This is a genomic window from Brevibacillus sp. B_LB10_24, assembly GCF_046036945.1.
Lineage (GTDB): Bacteria > Bacillota > Bacilli > Brevibacillales > Brevibacillaceae > Brevibacillus_C.
On sequence record NZ_JBJQOQ010000002.1, the window covers coordinates 330,576 to 351,126 of the forward strand.

A 20,551-nucleotide genomic window follows, 5' to 3' on the forward strand; every position below is an offset into this window, starting at 1 on the left:
GTGAACAGGTGATGTGGAAACATCTGTGGCTGTTGCTGTGTTTGGTGTTTGCGATGGCCGCCTGCAGCCCGTCGCAAACAGCAACGCTTGCTGAACCTCCAACTGAACCTAGCAAACCTGTTGCTGACCCCAAACCAGTCATCACGCTTGGAGCAAAATCGCTGACGGAACAGTATTTGTTGATGAAAATGACTTCCCTTTTGCTGAAAGAGCAGGGGTACAAGGTGAAAGAGATAGTATTTTTGGACAGTCCGGCGATTCGCCAAGCGATGGAGTCAGGAGTTATCGATCTGTATTGGGAATACACGACTACCGCTCTGCACTTTTATCATAAGCGGCCGCCGATTTACGATCCGGACGAGTCTTTTGCAGCCGCGGCAAAAGCAGACAAGCCCAAAGGGATTATCTGGATTGAGCGCAGCCAATTTGATTCCAGTTGGGCCGTATTGATGAAACGAAGTGTCACAGAGCAGTTACATATCTCTACTATTAGCGATCTTGCCGCGTACGCCCGTGAAAAGCAGCACAAATTCAAATTCGCCACCAATGATGAATACTTGATTCGGGATGATGGGATTAAACGATTGCAAGAGGTGTATCAGTTTTCTATCTCTGACGACGATCTGATTGCGATAGACTCCAGCTTGCTGCCCCAAGCGGTTAAGGAGTCCCGCGTGCAAGTGGCCGTAGGCATGGCAACTGACCCGCGGATCCAAGAGGACGGATTGGTGATCTTGCACGATGACAAAAAACTGTTCGCCCCGTATCACGCTTCGGCGGTCATCCAGGAGAAGACGCTTCACGCCAATCGTGACATAGAGAAACTGATGAAACAATTAACGAAGCCAATTAACAATGAAACGATGGATAAACTGATCTATCAGGTAGACGTTCTGCATCAGGACGTATCCCAGACCGCCCGTCAGTTTTTGATCCAGCAAAAATTGATTCAGTCACAGCCGACAGAATAAACACAGCTATACGAATAAAAACCTGCCAATATCGGCAGGTTTTTTGTTTGAGTTAGGACAGCGTACGCTGCCCTGATTCATAACGATTCTTGCGTCAGGTAATGGAAGCAGCGGATTGCCCAAATTTTTTACACTATTGTGTGTAAAATTTATGTGCAACATTATTGAAGCGATTTCAAAAATAGCGTATTCATCTCGAATTTAAATTGGCATGCAACTTGCTGTATGAGTATTAGGCAAGCGAAAGCATGGCACGGCAAACAACGTTTTAGAGGTGAGTGAAATGAAAATTACATCGATTGAGATCAAACAATATCTATTGCCGTTGGAACCGGCGTTTAAAGCCGCCTGGGACCCCAACCCACGGAAAAAATTTGCCAGCACGCTCGTTTATGTCCATACAGATGAAGGAATTACAGGAATTGGTTCTGGAGATCTGATGACGGGTTTCGCAGGACATGAGCATCTGTTTATCGGACAGGATCCGTTTGCGATCGAAAGACACAGTCAGATTATTGACAATATCGACTTCCATTACGGTCGGTGTTGGCCGCTTGATTTGGCACTGTGGGACTTGATGGGGAAAGCAACCGGGCAGCCAGTCTACAAACTGTTGGGGGGGAGAGCGGACAAAATCCTTGCCTACGCTTCCTCAGGCGAACTGGTCGAACCGGAAGTAAGAGCAGAAAGAGCGTTGGGTTTCATTGAGCAAGGATTCAAGGCGATGAAAATTCGCTTCCACCACAAAAATCCGAAAGACGACATCAAGGTCGTGGAAGCTGTCCGGAAAGCGGTCGGCGACAAGCTGGAAATCATGGTGGACGCCAATCAAGGTTGGAAAATGCCGTGGGATACGGAGCGTACATGGGACCTGAAAACAGCTCACCAGGTGGCCAAAGAACTGGAAAAACTGAATGTTTTTTGGCTGGAAGAACCGTTACCTTCTCACGATTTTCGCGGTTTGGCCAAGTTGCGTGAGATGGTAGGGATTCGAATTGCCGGCGGAGAGATGAACCGTAATTGGTACGATTTCAGAGAGATGAATCATCTCGGTTCGCTTGATGTTTATCAACCGGATGTGGCCCTTTCGGGTGGAATTACCCAGGTAAAAAAGATAGGGGAAATGGTGCAAGCGAATGGGGCGTGGTTTAGTCCGCATACTTGGACAAACGGTATTGGACTTCTCGCCAATCTGCATCTGTCCGCAGCAATCAGTCTTTGTCCGTATTTGGAATTTCCGTATGATCCGCCAGCCTGGACAGCGGAGCGTCGCGATTTTGTACAAAAAGAGAAGTTCATGGTGGACTCGGATGGCTACCTGGTTGTACCGCAAAAGCCGGGACTTGGCTTCGAATTGGATGAAGAAGCGCTGGACCGCTATGAAATCAACCATGTATATGTTGGTGAAAGTTCATGAACTACTTGTTTGATCATCCCGAAAAAGTGTTAGGACTGTTTGGCGAACACTTATACATCACGGCCATTTCATTAGGAATAGCTCTGATTATCGCAATTCCGCTCGGGCTGCTCGTCGTCAAGTTTTCCAAACTCTACGTGCCAGTAACCGGCTTTCTCGGCCTGGTTTACACCATCCCAAGCTTGGCGCTGTTCGCAATTCTAATCCCGATTACAGGCTTGGGCAGTACGACAGCGATTGTTGGATTGATCGCCTATTCGCAAATGATCCTGGTACGTAACGTGGTAGCGGCAATCCGGGGCATCGATCCGCTGATGCTGGAGGCAGCCAGGGCAATGGGGATGAACAAATGGCAGATGATTTTGAAAATCGAAATTCCGCTTGCCCTGCCTGTCGTGGTGGCTGGTATTCGAATCGCTGCGGTTTCGATTATCTCCATCGCAACGGTCGCTGCCTGGATCAATGCTGGCGGTCTGGGGACGTTGATTTTTGAAGGCATTTACCGCAGTCACTCCGAGAAGATCATTGCAGGAACGGTCACGATTGCGCTGCTGGCGATTGCCGCCGATCTGCTCTTTCGACTGATCGAAAAATGGCTGCGCCCCAACATCGTGTAGCCGGGAAAGGAGGAGGACAACTTGCTTTTGCAACAATTGCAAGATTACTTTGCGGTCAACACCAGCCTGTTTCTGACCTCGCTCGGACAGCATTTGCTGATCAGCGTGGTGTCTATAGCGGCGGCGATTCTAGTTTGTGTGCCGCTGGGAATCTGTATTTCCAAAAAAGCGATGATTGCAGGTCCAGTGATTAACCTGGTAAACGTTGCCCGCGTCATACCCAGTTTGGCGATCCTGGCCTTGGCCATGCCATTGCTCGGGGTCGGCTTTTTACCAGCATTTCTGGCCTTGTTCTTACTCGCTTGCCCGCCGATTTTGCTGAACACGTATGTTGGCTTTAAAGAGATTGCGCCCAGCATTCGGGAAGCGGCGTACGGGATGGGTATGACACCGATGCAAACGATTCGGAAAGTAGAGCTGCCGCTTGCTCTGCCCGTGATCATCGCCGGCATTCGTACCTCTTCGGTTGAAATTATTGCCAGCGCTACGTTGGCCGTACTCATCGGCGGCGGCGGCCTGGGCAACTACATCATGAACGGCATTGCCATGTTTAACACGATGTTCTTGCTTCTCGGCGCAGTGCCAGTCGCCTTGCTGGCGATACTGAGCGAGTTTTTATTCGGTTTTTTGCTGAAGCAGGTAACCGCTTACAAGTAAATTCTTACAAGGTATTTTTGCCAATACCATTACAGAGGGGGAAACAAGATGAAAAAGACAAAGATTGCATTTTCTTTGGTGGTAGCGTTGGCTGCATTCTTAACGGCAGCATGTGGCTCCGGGGGATCTGAATCCGCCGGTGGCGCGACGAAAAAAGAACCTATTGTGATTGGCTCCAAGAACAACACGGAAAACCTGCTGCAAGGGGAAATGTACGCGCAGGTGCTGGAAGAGCTAGGCGTTCCGGTTGAGCGCAAACTGAATCTCGGAGGAACGATGGTTACCTTTGAAGCGATCAAGAGCAAACAGATCGACATGTATCCAGAATATACGGGGACGGGTATCCTCGCTATCCTCAAGCTGCCGTTGGAAAAAGATCCGCAAAAAGTAATGGAAAAAAATCGCGAAGGCTTCAAGCAGTGGGACATCGAGTGGCTTGATCCCGCACCACTCAACAGCACATATGGGTTTGCCACCACAAAAGAGACAGCGGCCAAATACAATTTGAAAACGATCTCTGACTTAGCGAAACACAGCAAGGAATTGACACTGTCCTACCCGCAAGAATTCGACGTTCGCGATGACGGTCTGCCCGGCTTGCAAAAGCAATTTAAGGATCAAGGAGGCTTCCAGTTCAAAAAGCAATTCCAGGTGGATTACAGCCTGCGTTACGATCCGTTAACACAGGGACTTTCCGACGTGACGGTCTCTGTAGGTTCTGACGGCCAAATCGCCGGTTACGAACTGCAATTGCTGGAAGACGATGTGAATTTCTTCCCGGTCTACAACGTAGCGCCGATTATCCGGAAAGAAAAGCTGGAGATGTATCCGGAAGCAAAAGAGCCGTTGAACAAGCTATCCGCGCTTTTGACGGACCAAGTGATGCAAAAACTGGACTGGCAAGTGGACGGTCCAGACAAAAAAGAAGTGGAAGATGTAGCGAAAGAATTCTTGAAAGAAAACGGTCTAGTAAAATAACGGGTTTGAAAATGTGCTAGCAAAAGGAGACAACAAACATGAAACAGATGTTCATCAATGGTCAATGGACACACGCTTCTTCGCAGGCGGCAGCAGATGTAACCAATCCGGCGACAGGTGAAGTGGTGGATCAGGTACCTTATGCCGGAAGAGCAGAAGCACGGGCGGCAGTAGAAGCGGCACATGCGGCTTTTCCCGGATGGTCCCGCTTGTCCGCTGAAGAACGCGCTGAATACTTGCGTAAGATTTACCGATTGATTGTGGAACATGCAGACCATCTGGCAGAAGTGATGACATTGGAGCAAGGCAAGCCCTTTGAAGAAGCAAGAGGAGAAGTGCTGTGGGGCGCGGACTTCATGCTTTGGTATGCAGAGGAAGCGCGACGGGTATACGGGGAGATGATCCCGGCTTCCCGTCCGACGCAACGGATTCTCGTTCAGCGTCAGCCGGTTGGCGTAGTGGCAGCGATTACGCCGTGGAACTTCCCGTCTTCGATGATCACCCGCAAACTGGCTCCGGCTTTGGCTGTCGGATGTACGGTAGTGGTGAAGCCAGCTCCGGAAACGCCGCTCTCTGCAATTGCGTTGTTTGAATTATTTGAGCAGGCGGGATTGCCCAAAGGCGTAGTCAATCTGGTGACAGGGGATTCGCAGGAGATCGGACGGGAGTTTCTGGAGAATGACAAAGTGCGCAAAATCAGCTTTACCGGTTCAACCCAGGTAGGAAAGTACCTGATCGAACAATCGGCGGCACAGGTGAAAAAACTCTCCCTGGAACTGGGAGGGCACGCTCCTTACATCGTGTTCGAGGATGCGGATCTGGATGCGGCTGTAGAAGGACTGGTCTTCAACAAGTTCCAAAACGGCGGGCAGACCTGCATCTGTGTCAACCGTATTTTTGTACACGAGTCGATTGCGGCGGCGTTTAGCGAAAAATTGACGTCCAAAATTGCTGAACTTCGCATTGGCAATGGGATGGAGCCGGGCGTTCAGATTGGCCCGCTGATTCATGAACGCGCACTCTCAAAGGTGGCAGAGCATGTAGAGGATGCTTTGGCCAAAGGAGCGGGGCTTCTCTGCGGCGGCCAGCGATTGCTGGAAGGGACTTTTGCACAGGGATACTATTACAGCCCGACGGTTTTGACCCATGTAACGGAAGAAATGAAAATTTTCCATGAAGAGACGTTTGGGCCTGTGGCGCCGCTTATTCCGTTTTCGAGCGAAGAGGAAGTCGTGCAAGCGGCAAATCAGACTCCATACGGTTTGGCTGCCTACTTCTACACAAAAGATTTGGCCCGGACAATGAGAGTATCCGAACAGCTCGAGTACGGCATGATCGGGATTAATGAATCCGCGCTCGGATATGTGCAGGCTCCGTTTGGCGGAGTAAAGCAGAGCGGGATGGGGCGGGAAGGGGGAAGGCATGGCATTGACGACTTCCTGGATTACAAATATCTCAATCTGAACTTCTGAGAGGTGAGGGGAAATGAAAGGAATCGTCTTTCGCAACATTTGCAAACGGTACAAAAACGCTGAAAACCTGGCAGTCAATAACGTAAGCCTGACGATTAAGCCGGGAGAGTTCATCGTCTTCCTCGGACCTTCAGGCTGCGGAAAAACGACATTGATGAAAATGATCAATCGTCTGTACGAACCCACATCCGGAACGATTGAGATCGGCGGGGTTGACGCTGCTACCCTGCCGGAAGCGGAACTACGCAGGGGGATCGGTTACGTCATTCAACAAAATGGCTTGTTCCCGCATATGCGGATTGAAGACAACATCGCGGTTGTTCCCCGCCTATTGAAATGGGACGAGGCGAAGATCAGCAAGCGGGTGGATGAACTGCTGGAATTGGTTCATCTCGATCCAAAGGGGTATAGGCGGCGTTATCCCAGCCAGTTGTCAGGCGGGCAGCAGCAGCGCGTCGGGATTGCCAGAGCGCTGGCAGCCAACCCGGACATTTTGCTGATGGATGAACCATTTGGTGCGATTGATGCGATTACGCGCAGCAATTTGCAGGAAGAGCTGCTTCGCATTCAAAAGCAGTTTCAAAAGACGATCCTGTTCGTCACACATGACGTGGATGAGGCCTTCCGCCTGGCTGACCGAATCATCATCATGCAGGCTGGTCAAGTGGTGCAGTTTGATACGTCATATCAAATCATCACTAACCCGGCCAATGATTTTGTCAGACAACTGGTGGGTGACCGCGATGTCTACCGCCGGATGAGCATGTTAAAGATCAGTGACATCCTCGATATCAAGCAGAAAGCTGCGGGGGAGACAGAGACAGCAGCTGCTGTGTACCCTGATGTCGAGACGGCCCATCTGTACGACAACCTGAAAACCGTCTTTACAAGACTGATCGAGTCAGGACGGAAAGAGCTGCCGGTCATAGACGACAGTAACCGTTGTGTTAACCGGATCAGTTTGGACACGATCGTCAAGTACTTGCAAGTCAAGTAGCCGGAGGATGGACAGATGAGAACAGAAACCGATTTGATCGGTCCGATGGCGGTTGCTGACGAGGCGCTGTACGGGATCAATACGCTGCGGACAGTTGAGAACATGTCGTTTTCAGGGCGCAAATTGGCTGACTATCCAGAGTACATTCGGGCGATGGCCCAAGTGAAAAAAGCAGCCGCTATCGCCAATTGTCAGGCAGGACTGCTTGCAGAATTGCACTGCGAGGTGATTGGCCAGGTTTGTGATCAACTGATCGCCGGAGATTATCAGGGCCAATTCGTTGTCGATATGTTTCACGGCGGCGGCGGTATCGGATCCAACATGAATATCAACGAAGTGATCGCCAATCTTGTCAATGAACGGCTCGGAGGAATGCGCGGACAGTATGCGCCGATTCATCCTACAGAGCAGGTAAACGCGTCGCAATCCACTGCAGACGTTTGCCACACGGCGATGCGGTTGGCGATCCTCGACGTCAGCAAATCCGTGGAAGTACAGCTCGAACGAGTGATCAATACATTTTTACGCAAAGCGGAAGCATTCCGATCCATACCAACTATAGCCCGGACTTGCCTTCAGGATGGAATCAGCATTTCGCTGGGAGATTCATTCAGCGGGTACGTTGCGGTGCTGACCAGAAGGCTGGCCGGTTTACGCAGCTCCGTCTCTGGGCTTTCCAGCGTCAATCTGGGGGGAACCGTGGTCGGCTCTGGCACGGGCGCATCCCAAACGTATCGAGAGCATGTAATGCCGGCATTGTGCCGAGTGGTTGGGAAGGAACTTAAGCTTCGCCCCAATCTGTATGATGCGGCTCAAAATCTGGATGATCTCGGCGAAGTGGCTGGTCAGCTAGCGTTGTTGGCCGGGTGCCTGATCAAAATAGCCAAGGATTTGCGGCTGCTCTCATCCGGTCCGGAGGCGGGATTTGCCGAGATCTCTCTGCCGGCCGTTCAGGCAGGCTCCTCTTTTTTTCCGGGAAAAGTGAATCCGGTCATTCCAGAGATGCTGATCCAATGTTGTTTTCAGGTGATCGGGGCCAGCCGGGCCGTTGAGGCGGCGATTGAACATGGAGAGCTGCAGCTCAACATCTGGGAGGGGATGGCGGGAAGCAATATACTTGACTCTCTGAAAATGTTGGCAGCGGCGCTGAACTTGTTTCACGACAAATGTCTTGCCGGACTTGTCGCCAATGAGGAGCGCTGCCGCGAGTTGGCCGCCAGCCTGATTCCGGCCGTTGTAGAGTTGAAGGAAACCTATGGCTATGCCCAGGTAAGTGCCTGGATGAAAGAGATGAGCCATGAGGAAATCAAAAACAAGGCCAAAGAGTCGCTCAATTCAATAGAGTAGAGACGAGAAAGAGGCCGAAAACGAGAATTGTCTAGATCATTACGAAACGAGGGGGAGAGCGACGTGACAAACAACATCAAAGCTCCAGAGCTCGAATGGGCCAAAGAATGGCTGAAATCAGAGAAAAAATCATATATCAACGGTTGGTGGACTGAGAGTTCCTCTCATCAGCGGATCGAATCGATTAACCCGGCAAACGGAAAAGTTTTGGGATGTTTCCAAGGTGCGGGCCAAGCAGAAGTAGATGCCGCTGTAGCGGCTGCCCGGGAAGCGTTTGACTTTGGACCTTGGAAAACAACGTCTCGCAAAGAGCGTGCCAGCATCTTGCGTCAAATCAGCGCATTGGTTCGCGAACATCAGGCGGAGCTTGCCACTTTGGAGTCGCTGGACAACGGAAAATTATACAAGGAATCGTACTGCGACGACATGCAGGAGGTCGCGGACATCCTGGACTACTACGCCGGCTGGACGGACAAGTACTACGGCGAAAGCAATCCGGTGGAAGGCGACTTCATCAGCTTTACCACCAAAGATCCGATTGGCGTATGCGGCTTGATTACGCCGTTTAACTTCCCGCTGCTCCTGGCGGCCTGGAAAATTGCTCCCGCTTTGGCGATGGGCAACACCATTGTGTTCAAACCGTCCAATGCCACCTCTTTTTCGGCAATTCGCTTTGTCGAACTGATTCACGAAGCGAACATATTGCCGCCGGGTGTGCTCAATCTGATCCTGGCCGAAGGAAAAGTGGGAGGATACATTTCCCAACACATGGGCGTAGACAAAATCTCGTTTACGGGCAGTACCAACGTAGGAAAGCAGCTCGTCCGCGACTCTGCCGACTCGAATCTGAAGCCGATAACCTTGGAGTTAGGCGGAAAATCCCCCAACATCCTGTTTGCCGACGTTCCGAACCTGGATGCGGCAATCGAGCGCTCTTTTTATGGCTTGTTTACGCATAAAGGCGAAAAATGCTCCGCACCGACACGCTTGTTTGTCCACCGCGACATCTACGACAAAGTGGTAGACAGATTGGCGCAAATGGCGAACGACTATCGTCTCGGCGATCCGTTTGACCCCAGCAGCGATCAGGGGCCTCAGGTGACAAAAGCGCACATGGAGCGGATTTTAGACTATATCGAAAGCGGCATACAACAGGGAGCCCGACTGGTGGTCGGTGGAACCCGTGATACAGAAGGCACCAATGCGGATGGCTTTTTTATTCGTCCGACGATTTTTGCCGACGTCGACAACAGCATGAGGATTGCCCAGGAAGAGATTTTCGGGCCTGTGCTGTGCGTGATTCCCTTCACAGATGAAGAAGAAGTAATTACGATGGCCAATGACAATATCTATGGACTTGCTGCCGGTTTGTGGACCAATGATGTTTCTCGGGCTCATCGGGTTGCCAGACGACTGGATGCGGGCATGGTGTTTGTCAACCGCTACGGCTGCTACGATTTTGCCAGTCCGTTTGGCGGATTGAAACAGAGCGGCTGGGGCAAAGAGTATGCCATGCACTCGCTGGCCTCCTACACGAAGAGCAAAGCGATCTGGATTGCCCATTAAGGAGAAAGTTACCCGAACCAACTGGAGGAGGAACGGACAGATGAAAATGAAAGCGGCAGTGATGTGTCACACGGGCCAGCCTTTGGAAATCCTCGATGTGGAATTGGCCCCGCCTAAAGCAGGCGAAGTTCTCGTCAAAGTAGAAGCAACTGGCATCTGCCACAGCGACCTGAACGCCTTGGAGGACGAGACGACGCCTACCCCTACCATTCTCGGCCATGAGGGCGCTGGCATTGTGGTAGAAGTAGGGCCAAATGTAAAAAGCGTAAAACCAGGAGACCGTGTCGCGCTTAGTTGGGTTCCGTATTGCGGTACATGCGAGTTTTGCGTCACAGGCTCCGTGAATCTTTGCGAGTCTGCGTTTGGCCCGATGTTTGCCGGAACATTGCTTGACGGGACGTCCCGTTTGTCTGTCGAGGGCGAAACGCTGTATCACTACTCGATCTTGTCTACCTTTGCCGAATATACCGTAGTGCCGGAAATGTCTTGCATTAAAATACCTGATATTATGCCATTCGCCCAAGCTTCTTTGATCGGCTGCGGCGTAGCGACAGGATATGGAGCGGCTGTGCGGGCGGCAAAAGTGACGCCGGGCTCCACAGTAGCTGTGTTTGGAATTGGCGGCGTCGGTGTCAATGCGATCCAAGGGGCGCGGATTGCCGGAGCGTCCAAAATCATCGCTTGCGACGTAAAAGAGCAAAATTTGGAGCTGGCGAAAACATTCGGGGCTACCCATGTGATCAACGTAGCCAAAGTAGCGGCAGATGAAGCACTAAAAGAACTGACAGGCGGTTACGGTGTGCACTTCGCAATCGACTGCTCGGGCAATACACAGGCGGCTGCTGCCGCGTGGAAAGGAACGCGCAAAGGCGGAACCGTCGTCGTGGTCGGGGCGTTTAACCCGCAAAAGGAATTGACCTTGCCTGCTGGCGGGTTCCATCGTATGGGGAAAACACTCAAAGGCAGCTTTTACGGGGATGTGAATCCGTTTCACGATTTTCCGATCATTGCACAGTTGTATCTAGAAGGCAAGTTCATGCTGGATGAGCTGGTCTTGGGCAAGATCAGTTTGGAAGAGATCAACAAAGCATTCGATTCATTCCACGATTGCAGTTGCGTAAACGTAGGGCGTTCTGTGATCACGTTTTAGTCGACGCTACTATATTGGAGGAAGTGGAAGCATGAGACCATTTGAGTTTAATCCCGGGAACACAGCGATCAGCTATGGGATCGGACGTAGCAAGAGCGTCGGAGGAGACGTGCTGCGGCTGAGCGGGCAGAATAAAGCGGTTCTTGTCACAGACCCAGGGCTGGTCCAGATTGGCTTGGCCGGAGAAGTGAGTACGGCACTGGAAGCGGAGGGCATCGAAGTTTACCTGTTTGACGATGTGCAAAGCGATCCCTCCAGCCAATCGATCGACAAGGCTGCGGAGGCGATCCGCTCGTTTGGAGCGAAGTGCGTGGTAGGACTGGGCGGCGGCTCGGCAATGGATGTGGCCAAATGCGCAGGCTTGGTTGCGGGAGACTCGCATCCGGCGGAGCATTATGCTTTGATGGCTAATACGTTCGCACCAAAAGTCATAAGTTCGATCATGATCCCCACCACGTCAGGCACCGGGGCAGAGGTGACCAGCACCGTAGTTTTTTCCAATCGCGAACAGCGGAAAGTATGGGGATGGAGCTCCGATTTGGCCCCTGATTTGGCCATTCTCGACCCGACACTAACGGTCGCCCTGCCTCCGCATCTGACAGCGGCAACTGGTCTGGATGCCCTGGTTCACGCGATTGAAGCGTGTGCCGGCCAGCGGAGCAATCCGTTGATTCTCTCCTACGGATTGCAAGCAATTCGCTTAATATCCTGCAGCTTGCAGCAGGCGATCCGGCAGCCGAACGATCTGGAGGCCAGGGGCAATTTAAGCGTTGGTGCGGCTTTAGCGGGACTGTCCATTGAACTGGGCGGCACGGGGATTGCCCACTGCATCGGCCATGCGCTTGGGACCTTGGCACGTGTCCATCACGGAAGGGCTGTCTCTATCGCATTGAACGCGGTGTATCATTGGAATGTCGCCGGCAACATCTCGGTTCATGCCGATATCGCTCGCGCACTTGGCGTAAATGGAACCGGAATGTCTGAAGATGAGCTTGCATTGGCAGGAGCGGCAAAATTTGGCGAGTTGATCACTTCTTCCAAGTTAAAAACCTCTCTTGAAGATGAAGGTATTACGACTGCCGAAATAGAAAGATTTGTCGACATCATGTTATCCGCAGAAAATGAACCAATGCTTAATAATAATTGCCGTTTGGCCACTCATGAAGATCTAAACCGGTTCGCTCTACAAATTTTGGCATAGTTGATTCCGGTCAAAAATGGAGAATGTGATAGCGGCGTTCACTTGTCCAAAATTTCGGGATAGACGTAATTCCACCGCTCGTCGTGACAAGGTTGTTTTGTCCTGTCCGTTTAAAGCCTAAATTTTTGTCTGACACTCCAGGTGTGGTACTATTACGTTGTAGAAAAACTACATGTGGAGGCGGTTGTTGATGAATTCTTTTATCTACCACAACCCGACTGAATTGATCTTTGGCAAGGGAGCGATTGGTCATCTTGCCGACAAGGTAAAGGCACTTGGGAAACGAATTTTGCTGGTGTACGGGGGCGGGAGCATCAAGAAGCTCGGCTTGTACGACAACGTCGTTTCGATCTTGGCCGAACAGGGATGCCACGTAGTGGAACTGGCCGGTGTCGAGCCAAATCCTCGTCTCAGTACCGTATATAAAGGTATCAAGCTGTGCCGCAGCGAGCAGCTGGATTGGATCCTTGCTGTAGGCGGTGGAAGTGTCATTGACGCTTCGAAGGCAATTGCCGTCGGGGTGAAATACGACGGGGACGTCTGGGATTTTTACATGCGGAATGCTGTGCCGCAGGCAGCGCTGCCGCTCGGGACGATTCTCACGCTGGCTGCCACCGGATCGGAAATGAACCGCAGCAGCGTGATCACCAACTGGGAAACGAAACAGAAGTTAGGGGTATCGACGACGTTTCCCACTTTTTCGATCCTGGATCCGGAATACACGTTTACCGTTCCGCGCGATCAAACTGTCTACGGAATTGTGGATATGATGTCGCACGTATTTGAGCAGTATTTTACGCAGACAATGGAGATCCCCTTACAGTCGCGGTTTGCCGAATCCATCTTGCAAACGGTGATCGAAAACGCGCCGCGTGTCCTGGAAAATCCGCATGATTACGATGCCAGGGCCAACCTGCTCTACTGCGGTACGATGGCGTTGAACGGCACGCTTCCGGTAGGGGTGGAGACCGATTGGGCAACTCACTCTATCGAGCATGCCGTCAGCGCTGTGTACGACATTCCGCACGGCGGCGGACTGGCGATCCTCTTTCCCAACTGGATGAAGTACGTGTACAAAGAAAATGTCGAACGGTTCAAGCAGTACGCGGTCCGCGTCTGGAACATCGATCCTGCCGGCAAGTCGGATGAAGCCGTCGCCTTGGAAGGGATCGCCCGGACACGGGAGTTTTTCAACCAGATCGGGGCGCCAAGCCGGTTGTCAGATTACGGCATCACGGATGAACAGCTTGATGTCATGGCCCAGAAAGCGACGCCGTTCGGTCCGATCGGCCGCTTCAAACCGTTGGAAGCAAGCGACGTGCACGCTATACTGCAGATGAGTTTATAGTGCGACCGGGTTTTCCGAGAGCGTCCTTTTGCGGGACGCTCTTTTTTTGCTTTACACTTTGGGTAAAATGTCCGAAAAAACAAAGAGGGAAACGACAAGATTTGAGAGAATTAGGGGATAACATTGACGATTTCCGATGGTATAATGGGGAAGAGAGTAGACAAAGAGGGAGTTTTTGTCAAATTGCGCAGCAACGAGAGTCGAATAACAGCAAAGAATAGTAGGATGTGATAGCTTTGATAGAAATGTTCGATGTTTGGAAGACCTATCCAAACGGAACGAACGCATTAAAAGGGATTAACGTTCGGATCAATAAAGGCGAGTTTGTTTACGTAGTAGGCCCGAGCGGAGCGGGAAAATCGACATTTATCAAATTGATGTACCGCGAAGAAAAACCGACCAAAGGGCAAATCTTTCTCGGCGGCTTTAACGTCAGCCGGATCAAGGAACGTCAGATTCCCAGCGTTCGGCGCAGTATCGGAGTCGTCTTTCAGGATTTCAAGCTCCTTCCCACGCTGACGGTATTTGAAAATATCGCTTTTGCGATGGAAGTGATCGAAGCCAATAAGAAGCAGATCAAGCCGCGGGTGTCGGACGTACTCGGACTGGTGAAATTGAAGCACAAGGCGAAAATGCTGCCTTCCGAGCTGTCAGGCGGCGAGCAGCAGCGTGTTGCCTTGGCCAGGGCGCTGGTGAACAGCCCCGGGATTATCATCGCCGACGAGCCCACAGGCAACCTCGACCCCGAAACCTCCTGGGAGATTATGAACCTGTTTGAAGAGATCAACCAGCGCGGGACCACAGTAGTAATGGCTACCCACAACCGTGAGATCGTCAACACCATCCGCAAGCGCGTCATCGCCATCGAGGGCGGCCAGATCGTTCGCGACGAACAGAAGGGGGACTACGGCTATGAAAATTAGCACCCTGGGACGTCACGTTCGCGAAGGAGTCAAGAACCTCGGCAGAAACGGCTGGATGACTTTCGCCTCTGTCAGCGCTGTGACCATAACGCTTATGATTCTCGGCGTTTTTCTGCTCTTGGCGCTCAACGTCAACCACATTACCCAGAAGGTGGAGGACCAAGTAGAGATCCACGTCTTTTTGAATGTTTTGGCAGACAAACCTACGATTGATCAGGTGGAGTCGCAAATCCGAGCCAACCCCTTGGTCAAGAGCGTTACATATGTTCCCAAAAAGCAGGGCTTGGAAGAATTACGAGAATCGTTTAAAGAGAAAGCGTATTTCCTCGACGGGCTGGAGAACGAGAACCCGCTTCCCGACAAGTTTGTCGTCAGGACCAAGAAGCCGGAGGATACGGCTGCCGTGGCCAAGCAGGTCGGTACGATCGAGAATGTGGATAAAGTGGTGTACGGCGACGAGACGGTCGATGCGCTGTTTGCCGTGACAAAAGTCATCCGCAACATCGGTTTGGTGTTTATCATCGGCCTCGCGTTTACGGCGATGTTTTTGATCGCCAATACGATCAAACTGACGATTGTCGCCCGCCGCCGGGAGATCGAGATCATGAAGCTGGTCGGGGCGACCAACTGGTTTATCCGCTGGCCGTTTTTTATCGAAGGTTTGTTCATGGGGATACTGGGCGCGATCATTCCGATACTGCTGCTGGGCACGGGCTATTACTTCCTGTTGCGTGCCATGCATTCCAACCTGGCCGGATCCCTGTTCGACCTGCTGCCGATGTTCCCGCTGTCCTATCAAATCGCGGTCATTTTGCTGGCCATCGGAGCGTTTATCGGGATTTGGGGAAGTCTGGTGTCGGTGCGCCGATTCCTGCGAGTATAAAAAGCACAGAAGGAAGTTGAGATTGGGAGGAGACTTATGAAAAAGAAGGTCGTACTGCCTGTCTTGTTAACCGGCTTGCTGGTATGGGGAAGCGTGCCTGCCGAGCCGATCATGGCGAATAGCGCCTCATTAGATAAGATCAACAAAGAAATCGAACAAATTCGCAAAAACCAGCAGGCGAAGAAGCAAAATCTGCAGTCGATTAAAAATGAGATCAATAGTTTAAAAAATCAGCAGGCCAACCTGAATGACGAACTGATGGCGATTGACTTGCGCCGAAATGAAACACAGCGTAAGATCGACAAACTGGATAAAGACATCAAGGTGACGACGGAGAAGGCAGTCGAAGCCCAGGCAGAGCTGGACGAAGCTACAGACCGGGTGAAGAAGCGGGATGCGCTGTTAAAGACACGCGTCAAAGCGATGTACGAGGGCGGCACCGTAACCTATCTGGATGTGCTGCTGGGTTCGTCGGACTTTGGGGATTTCCTTACTCGCCTGCAAGGATTGCAGATGATCGTGGAGCAGGATACCCGCATTTTGGAAGACAACATCCGCGACAAGGAAACGATCGAGGCCAAAAAGAAAGAAGTGGATAAGCAACTCGCCAGCTTAAATGATATGATAGAACAACAGGAAGCGTTAAAGGCTGACTTGGACAAGCAGTACGAGCGCAGCAAACAGGTGAAGGCAGCTCTTGCGGAAAAAGAAACCCACCTGCACGAAATTCAGGAGGAAGAAGAGCAGGAGCTGTTGGCGATGGCCCAACAGGAGGCGGCCAAGGTCGCCGAGAGGTCCAAGCTTCAAGCGGTGAGTGACTACAAGGGAGGAAAGATGTTCCTTCCGCTGCCGCCTGGCTCGTTCTACATCAGCTCTGGATTCGGAGCGCGCCCCGACCCGTTCACCGGCAAGCAGGTCGGGCATAACGGCCTCGACATGGCAGCCCCCAAGGGGACGAATATCTACGCGGCGGCTGACGGCATCGTCATCGTGGCGGGATATGTCAACGGGTTCGGGAACTGCGTGATGATCAAACACAGCGAAGAAATCACCACCCTTTACGGCCACATCCGCGAGGGCGGCATTCAGGTCTCCGTCGGGCAGTCTGTCAAGGCCGGAGACAAGATCGCTGAAGTAGGTTCGACTGGGCGGTCGACCGGGAACCATCTCCACTTTACGGTGTATAAAAACAATATAGCAGTAGATCCGTCACCGTATATCCGCTAACGAAACGCTCCTACAAACAAATATTGTGCCTTCGGTTTGCATACACTAGCTGCATACCTTTTTCCACCGGGGTGCACAAAGGATGGTGTTTGAAGAATGAAATGGAATGGACGTTCTGTGTTTGTGGTTGCCCTTGTCTGCATGGTCGCCAGCAGTTTGTTGACGTTGGCTGTCGTGCGGGGCGGGTCGGCAAGCATAGGCACCCAAGGAGCGGTTGCAACGGCGGGTAACCTCTTGTCGCTGGGAGGCGCTCAAAGCTACCCGAAAGAGTTTTCCAAGCTATTTGATACTTATCAAATAATCAAGAAAAACTACGTTCACGACGTGCCGAGCGAACAGTTGATCGAGGGAGCCATCGAAGGGATGGTCGGATCGCTCGACGACCCGTATTCCTCTTACATGGATCCGACTGCGGCCGAGGAGTTCAACACATCGCTGCACTCTTCATTCGAAGGCATCGGGGCGGAAGTGACACTGAAAAACGGCCGGGTGACAATCGTCTCGCCGTTTAAAGGATCACCGGCGGAACTGGCGGGGCTTAGGGCAAACGATCAAATTCTCAGTGTCAACGGCGAGTCCCTGGAAGGTCTGGACCTGCAAAAGGCAGTTTCCAAAATTCGCGGCCCTAAAGGAACCAAGGCAACGCTCAAGGTTCTGCGTCCGGGAATGACGGAGCCGATTACAGTCGTCGTCATCCGGGACAACATTCCGATCGAGACTGTACACCAAAGTATTATTCAAAGGGGCGCAGACAAATTCGGCAGAATCGAGATTACCCAGTTTTCCGCCGATACGGCCAAGCACTTCTTTGAAGAACTGGCCCAATTGGAGAAACAAAACATCAAGGGTCTGGTCATTGACGTTCGCGGCAACCCCGGCGGTTACCTGACGGCTGTCAGAGAGATTGCCGAACAGTTGATTCCGGAGAAAAAGGCGATCGTGAAAATCGAATACGGCGATAAGTCCAGAGAGGTCGAAGAGTACCACTCCAAGGTGGATTCCGCCAAGCCTTACCCGATCGTGGTGCTGACCGACGGAGGCAGTGCCAGCGCGTCCGAGATTCTGGCGGGCGCGATGAGCGAGAGCGGCGGGTATAAATTAGTCGGCGAGAAGACCTTTGGCAAAGGGACGGTACAAAACACCGTCGAGATGGGCGACAAGAGCCAATTGAAGCTGACCATCGCCAAATGGCTGACTCCAAAAGGGGAGTGGATCAACAAAAAAGGGATCGAACCGGATGTTGCCGTCACTCAGCCGGAGTATTTCAAAGCGACGCAGCTTCCTCAGGACAAGGTGCTGGAAGAAGACATGACCGGGGTTGAGGTGAAGAACCTGCAGCTGATTTTGGACGGCTTAAAACTGTCGCCGGGACGAAACGACGGCTATTTCGATGCCAAAACCAAAGCGGCAGTGGAACGTTTCCAAAAGGAAAATAAACTTCCAGTTACAGGAAAAGTGGATCCAGCTACAGGAGCGGCTCTGCAAGATGCGCTCATCGAGCAAATCCGCAATCCGCAAAACGACAATCAGCTTCAAAAAGCGCTCGACGTCCTACAGAAGGAAGCAAAAGCCAAAGGAAAATAACGTCCCCATTCGGCAGGGAATCGCTTTCTATCTGTAGAAGTTAAAAACCACGGAAAACAGTCCGTGGTTTTTCTTTTTTCCAAACACGAGGTGATACCATGACAAACGGCTGGTTGTCGTTGTTTTACATCTTCGTCTTGTTTATCTATTTGCAATATCGGAAGCAGATGGCGATGGAACGTCAGTTATTCGCTGTTCGCATACATTCTCCGATTTTACAGACGCTGCGCTCTGTCGGTTTTGGCTTGGTCGGCGGGTTGTTTGTGTCGCTGGCAGCAGGCGCCTTGGGAATCGTCGTCCAGGCGGGTAACCTTTGGATGGTTTGGGCGATTTCGATCCTCCTGTTCTGTTTTCGCGTCCGGTTTCTCTGCTTTGCCTATGCGGTTGGCGGCTTGACTCTCCTGCAGTGGCTCGCTCTTTTGTGGCCGGCGGGGGTCTCCGTACAGGGAATCGGCACGTTCTGGAGCTGGATATTGGCGGCCAAGCCGGTGCCGCTGCTGGCAGTGGTGGCGCTGATGCATTTTGCCGAAGCGGTATTGATTCGCTGGAACGGGGGAAGAGATGCGTCTCCGCTGTATTTGGAAGGCAAGCGGGGAAAGATTGTCGGCGCGTACCATATGCAGTCCTTCTGGTTAACTCCGCTGCTGCTCCTGGTGCCGATGCAGGCGAACAGCGGACTTGCGCTGCAGTTGTTTTCGGGCTGGCCGCTGTTTTCCCCCGATCTTGCAAGCAGCGTGTACGGTTTGCTGTTCATCCCGGCGGTTACCGGCTTCTCCGACATGACACAGACGGTGACCCCTGATCAAAAGGCGCGGGAAACGGCTGGTCCGCTTGGCCTGTATTCGCTTGTACTGCTGCTGCTTTCCTACGCCGCCGTACATGTCCCCGCCCTTTCCATCGCGGCGGCATTGTTTGCGATTATCGGACATGAGGGATTGTTCCGGTTAAGTCAACGACGCGAACAGAAGCATGCGCCGTTTTTTATTCAGTCGTCCAGGGGAGTAAAGGTGATGGCGGTCATACCGGGAACGCCGGCGGAAGAGATGGGGATTCTCTGCGGAGAGGTCATCGTCAAAGTCAACGGGATTCCGGTACGGGATAAGACAGAGCTGTACACCGCTCTGCAGGCCAATTCGGCTTACTGCAAAATGGAGGTCCTGACCTACAGTAAAGAGCCGAAATTCGTTCAATGTGCCGTCTATGCCGGCAATCACCATCAATTGGGAATTATCGTGGTACCGGACTCTGAGACCAAGTACTACGTAGATGTTCGCAGGCTCAATCTGGTCCAATTGTTGAAACAGCGCATCAGCAAGATAAAGCTGGGTGCATGAAAAGAACCCGAGGTCAACTGGCCTCGGGTTCTTCCCTTCTGGGTGTCTCTAGTCCGGTTACATCTTGCGGCGTGATCCTGTCTCCATTGTCCAGTTGGAATTCGATCAGGCCGTTTTTCATGCTGACCGATGTAATCACACCGGTTTTATCCGCATCGGTTGAAGTGCCGTCCGGATTTTCCTGCTGTCCCTTGTAGGAGACTGTATAGCCGATCATCTGTGTGTACTTCAGCGTGCTGTCTACCCAATCGCCGGTATCGACAGTGCCGCTCGAATCCACGCCGGTGACATCCTCGCGGGGTACGACATCGTCCCCGATGATGAAGTAGATTTTGCCGTCTTTCATCTTGACGCCGTCGATCGAGCCGGTCTTGGGCTCTCTGCTGACTTCCCCGGTATCGGGATCTTTTGTCGTCAGATCATAGGTGGCTGTTTTTCCCACGAGCTGTTCATATTGGCGGATGTTTAACAGGCTGCTGTTGGATTCTTCCATCAGCGACTGCATGCGGGTCAAACGTTCCACCATCGTCATGATGGCGGTCTGCTGGACGAACTGCTGATTGTCCATCGGCGAAAGCGGGTCCTGATACTTCAACTGCTCGAGCATCAGCCGCATAAACGCATTTTGATCTATATCCGTGGAAAACTCTTTTTTTCCTTTGTAGCTGTAATTAGGCGGAATATATAGCGAATTGTTTACGCTGTCCGGCATGTGCGATCCTCCTTGGGAAGCGGTGCTTCCAAGCTTTCCTTTTCTTTATCGGCAAAATGGCAGGAAGGGAACAGACAAACGTTTGTTCGAATTTCCTGCTTAAAATTCGAATGTTTGTGCTATAATGAGTGATAGGTTAAAGAAAATTGTTCGTGTAAAAAGAAGGA

General features: G+C 51.8%; 18 protein-coding genes. 17 read left to right on the forward strand and 1 reads right to left on the reverse strand.

Annotated features, from left to right (window positions below):
* The first annotated feature begins 11 nt into the window (after positions 1-11).
* The 17 genes from ACI7RC_RS04365 (at position 12) to ACI7RC_RS04445 (ending at position 19,672) form a co-directional block, all read left to right on the forward strand.
* Entirely contained in the window at positions 12-971 is a 960-nt protein-coding gene (locus ACI7RC_RS04365; RefSeq protein WP_408107005.1) for an ABC transporter substrate-binding protein, read from the forward strand.
* A gap of 283 nt (positions 972-1,254) precedes the next feature.
* A complete protein-coding gene (locus ACI7RC_RS04370) occupies positions 1,255-2,388 on the forward strand; it encodes a mandelate racemase/muconate lactonizing enzyme family protein (protein ID WP_408107006.1) in 1,134 nt (377 codons plus the stop codon).
* Positions 2,385-3,005: an ABC transporter permease gene (locus ACI7RC_RS04375; protein ID WP_408107007.1), complete on the forward strand. Its 621-nt coding sequence runs from the start codon at positions 2,385-2,387 to the stop codon at positions 3,003-3,005. Before ACI7RC_RS04370 ends, ACI7RC_RS04375 begins: the two co-directional genes overlap by 4 nt.
* A 21-nt stretch (positions 3,006-3,026) precedes the next feature.
* The gene (locus tag ACI7RC_RS04380; RefSeq protein WP_408107008.1) at positions 3,027-3,662 is read left to right on the forward strand and encodes an ABC transporter permease; all 636 of its coding nucleotides are present in this window, start codon (positions 3,027-3,029) and stop codon (positions 3,660-3,662) included.
* A 48-nt stretch (positions 3,663-3,710) separates the two neighbouring features.
* On the forward strand, positions 3,711-4,640 hold the full coding sequence (locus ACI7RC_RS04385) for an ABC transporter substrate-binding protein (protein ID WP_408107009.1): 930 nt from the start codon (positions 3,711-3,713) through the stop codon (positions 4,638-4,640).
* Between the two features lie 38 nt (positions 4,641-4,678).
* On the forward strand, positions 4,679-6,112 hold the full coding sequence (locus ACI7RC_RS04390) for an NAD-dependent succinate-semialdehyde dehydrogenase (protein ID WP_408107010.1): 1,434 nt from the start codon (positions 4,679-4,681) through the stop codon (positions 6,110-6,112).
* A gap of 13 nt (positions 6,113-6,125) precedes the next feature.
* On the forward strand, positions 6,126-7,109 hold the full coding sequence (locus ACI7RC_RS04395) for an ABC transporter ATP-binding protein (RefSeq protein WP_408107011.1): 984 nt from the start codon (positions 6,126-6,128) through the stop codon (positions 7,107-7,109).
* 15 nt (positions 7,110-7,124) lie between these two features.
* Positions 7,125-8,456, forward strand: coding sequence for a lyase family protein (locus ACI7RC_RS04400; protein WP_408107012.1), 1,332 nt, complete (start codon positions 7,125-7,127; stop codon positions 8,454-8,456).
* 63 nt (positions 8,457-8,519) lie between these two features.
* Positions 8,520-10,022, forward strand: coding sequence for an aldehyde dehydrogenase family protein (locus tag ACI7RC_RS04405; protein WP_408107013.1), 1,503 nt, complete (start codon positions 8,520-8,522; stop codon positions 10,020-10,022).
* A gap of 40 nt (positions 10,023-10,062) precedes the next feature.
* Positions 10,063-11,172: a Zn-dependent alcohol dehydrogenase gene (locus ACI7RC_RS04410; RefSeq protein WP_408107014.1), complete on the forward strand. Its 1,110-nt coding sequence runs from the start codon at positions 10,063-10,065 to the stop codon at positions 11,170-11,172.
* A gap of 31 nt (positions 11,173-11,203) precedes the next feature.
* Positions 11,204-12,373, forward strand: a complete 1,170-nt coding sequence (locus ACI7RC_RS04415) for an iron-containing alcohol dehydrogenase (protein ID WP_408107015.1) — start codon at positions 11,204-11,206, stop codon at positions 12,371-12,373.
* Positions 12,374-12,563: 190 nt separating this feature from the next.
* Complete coding sequence (locus ACI7RC_RS04420; protein ID WP_408107016.1) at positions 12,564-13,721, forward strand: iron-containing alcohol dehydrogenase; 1,158 nt, start codon at positions 12,564-12,566, stop codon at positions 13,719-13,721.
* 236 nt (positions 13,722-13,957) lie between these two features.
* Positions 13,958-14,644, forward strand: coding sequence for a cell division ATP-binding protein FtsE (ftsE, locus tag ACI7RC_RS04425; RefSeq protein WP_408107017.1), 687 nt, complete (start codon positions 13,958-13,960; stop codon positions 14,642-14,644).
* A complete protein-coding gene (gene ftsX, locus ACI7RC_RS04430; RefSeq protein WP_408107018.1) occupies positions 14,634-15,527 on the forward strand; it encodes a permease-like cell division protein FtsX in 894 nt (297 codons plus the stop codon). Before ftsE ends, ftsX begins: the two co-directional genes overlap by 11 nt.
* A gap of 36 nt (positions 15,528-15,563) precedes the next feature.
* Positions 15,564-16,754 carry a murein hydrolase activator EnvC family protein gene (locus ACI7RC_RS04435; protein ID WP_408107019.1) on the forward strand — a complete coding sequence of 397 codons (1,191 nt, stop codon included), beginning with the start codon at positions 15,564-15,566 and terminating at the stop codon, positions 16,752-16,754.
* A 96-nt stretch (positions 16,755-16,850) separates the two neighbouring features.
* Complete coding sequence (locus tag ACI7RC_RS04440; protein WP_408107020.1) at positions 16,851-18,338, forward strand: S41 family peptidase; 1,488 nt, start codon at positions 16,851-16,853, stop codon at positions 18,336-18,338.
* Positions 18,339-18,436: 98 nt separating this feature from the next.
* Positions 18,437-19,672, forward strand: a complete 1,236-nt coding sequence (locus tag ACI7RC_RS04445; protein WP_408107021.1) for a PDZ domain-containing protein — start codon at positions 18,437-18,439, stop codon at positions 19,670-19,672.
* 13 nt (positions 19,673-19,685) lie between these two features.
* On the opposite strand, the gene ACI7RC_RS04450 is transcribed toward ACI7RC_RS04445, so the two are convergent.
* Positions 19,686-20,384: a flagellar hook assembly protein FlgD gene (locus tag ACI7RC_RS04450; RefSeq protein ID WP_408107022.1), complete on the reverse strand. Its 699-nt coding sequence runs from the start codon at positions 20,382-20,384 to the stop codon at positions 19,686-19,688.
* Positions 20,385-20,551: the final 167 nt, after the last annotated feature.

What these genes read in the sequence shown, in the direction of transcription:
- ACI7RC_RS04365 (WP_408107005.1), top strand. Translation starts at nt 12, where the DNA reads ATGTGGAAACATCTGTGGCTGTTGCTGTGTTTGGTGTTTGCGATGGCC.
- ACI7RC_RS04370 (WP_408107006.1), top strand. Translation starts at nt 1,255, where the DNA reads ATGAAAATTACATCGATTGAGATCAAACAATATCTATTGCCGTTGGAA.
- ACI7RC_RS04375 (WP_408107007.1), top strand. Translation starts at nt 2,385, where the DNA reads ATGAACTACTTGTTTGATCATCCCGAAAAAGTGTTAGGACTGTTTGGC.
- ACI7RC_RS04385 (WP_408107009.1), top strand. Translation starts at nt 3,711, where the DNA reads ATGAAAAAGACAAAGATTGCATTTTCTTTGGTGGTAGCGTTGGCTGCA.
- ACI7RC_RS04390 (WP_408107010.1), top strand. Translation starts at nt 4,679, where the DNA reads ATGAAACAGATGTTCATCAATGGTCAATGGACACACGCTTCTTCGCAG.
- ACI7RC_RS04395 (WP_408107011.1), top strand. Translation starts at nt 6,126, where the DNA reads ATGAAAGGAATCGTCTTTCGCAACATTTGCAAACGGTACAAAAACGCT.
- ACI7RC_RS04400 (WP_408107012.1), top strand. Translation starts at nt 7,125, where the DNA reads ATGAGAACAGAAACCGATTTGATCGGTCCGATGGCGGTTGCTGACGAG.
- ACI7RC_RS04410 (WP_408107014.1), top strand. Translation starts at nt 10,063, where the DNA reads ATGAAAATGAAAGCGGCAGTGATGTGTCACACGGGCCAGCCTTTGGAA.
- ACI7RC_RS04415 (WP_408107015.1), top strand. Translation starts at nt 11,204, where the DNA reads ATGAGACCATTTGAGTTTAATCCCGGGAACACAGCGATCAGCTATGGG.
- ACI7RC_RS04420 (WP_408107016.1), top strand. Translation starts at nt 12,564, where the DNA reads ATGAATTCTTTTATCTACCACAACCCGACTGAATTGATCTTTGGCAAG.
- ftsX (WP_408107018.1), top strand. Translation starts at nt 14,634, where the DNA reads ATGAAAATTAGCACCCTGGGACGTCACGTTCGCGAAGGAGTCAAGAAC.
- ACI7RC_RS04435 (WP_408107019.1), top strand. Translation starts at nt 15,564, where the DNA reads ATGAAAAAGAAGGTCGTACTGCCTGTCTTGTTAACCGGCTTGCTGGTA.
- ACI7RC_RS04440 (WP_408107020.1), top strand. Translation starts at nt 16,851, where the DNA reads ATGAAATGGAATGGACGTTCTGTGTTTGTGGTTGCCCTTGTCTGCATG.
- ACI7RC_RS04445 (WP_408107021.1), top strand. Translation starts at nt 18,437, where the DNA reads ATGACAAACGGCTGGTTGTCGTTGTTTTACATCTTCGTCTTGTTTATC.
- ACI7RC_RS04450 (WP_408107022.1), bottom strand. Translation starts at nt 20,384, where the DNA reads ATGCCGGACAGCGTAAACAATTCGCTATATATTCCGCCTAATTACAGC.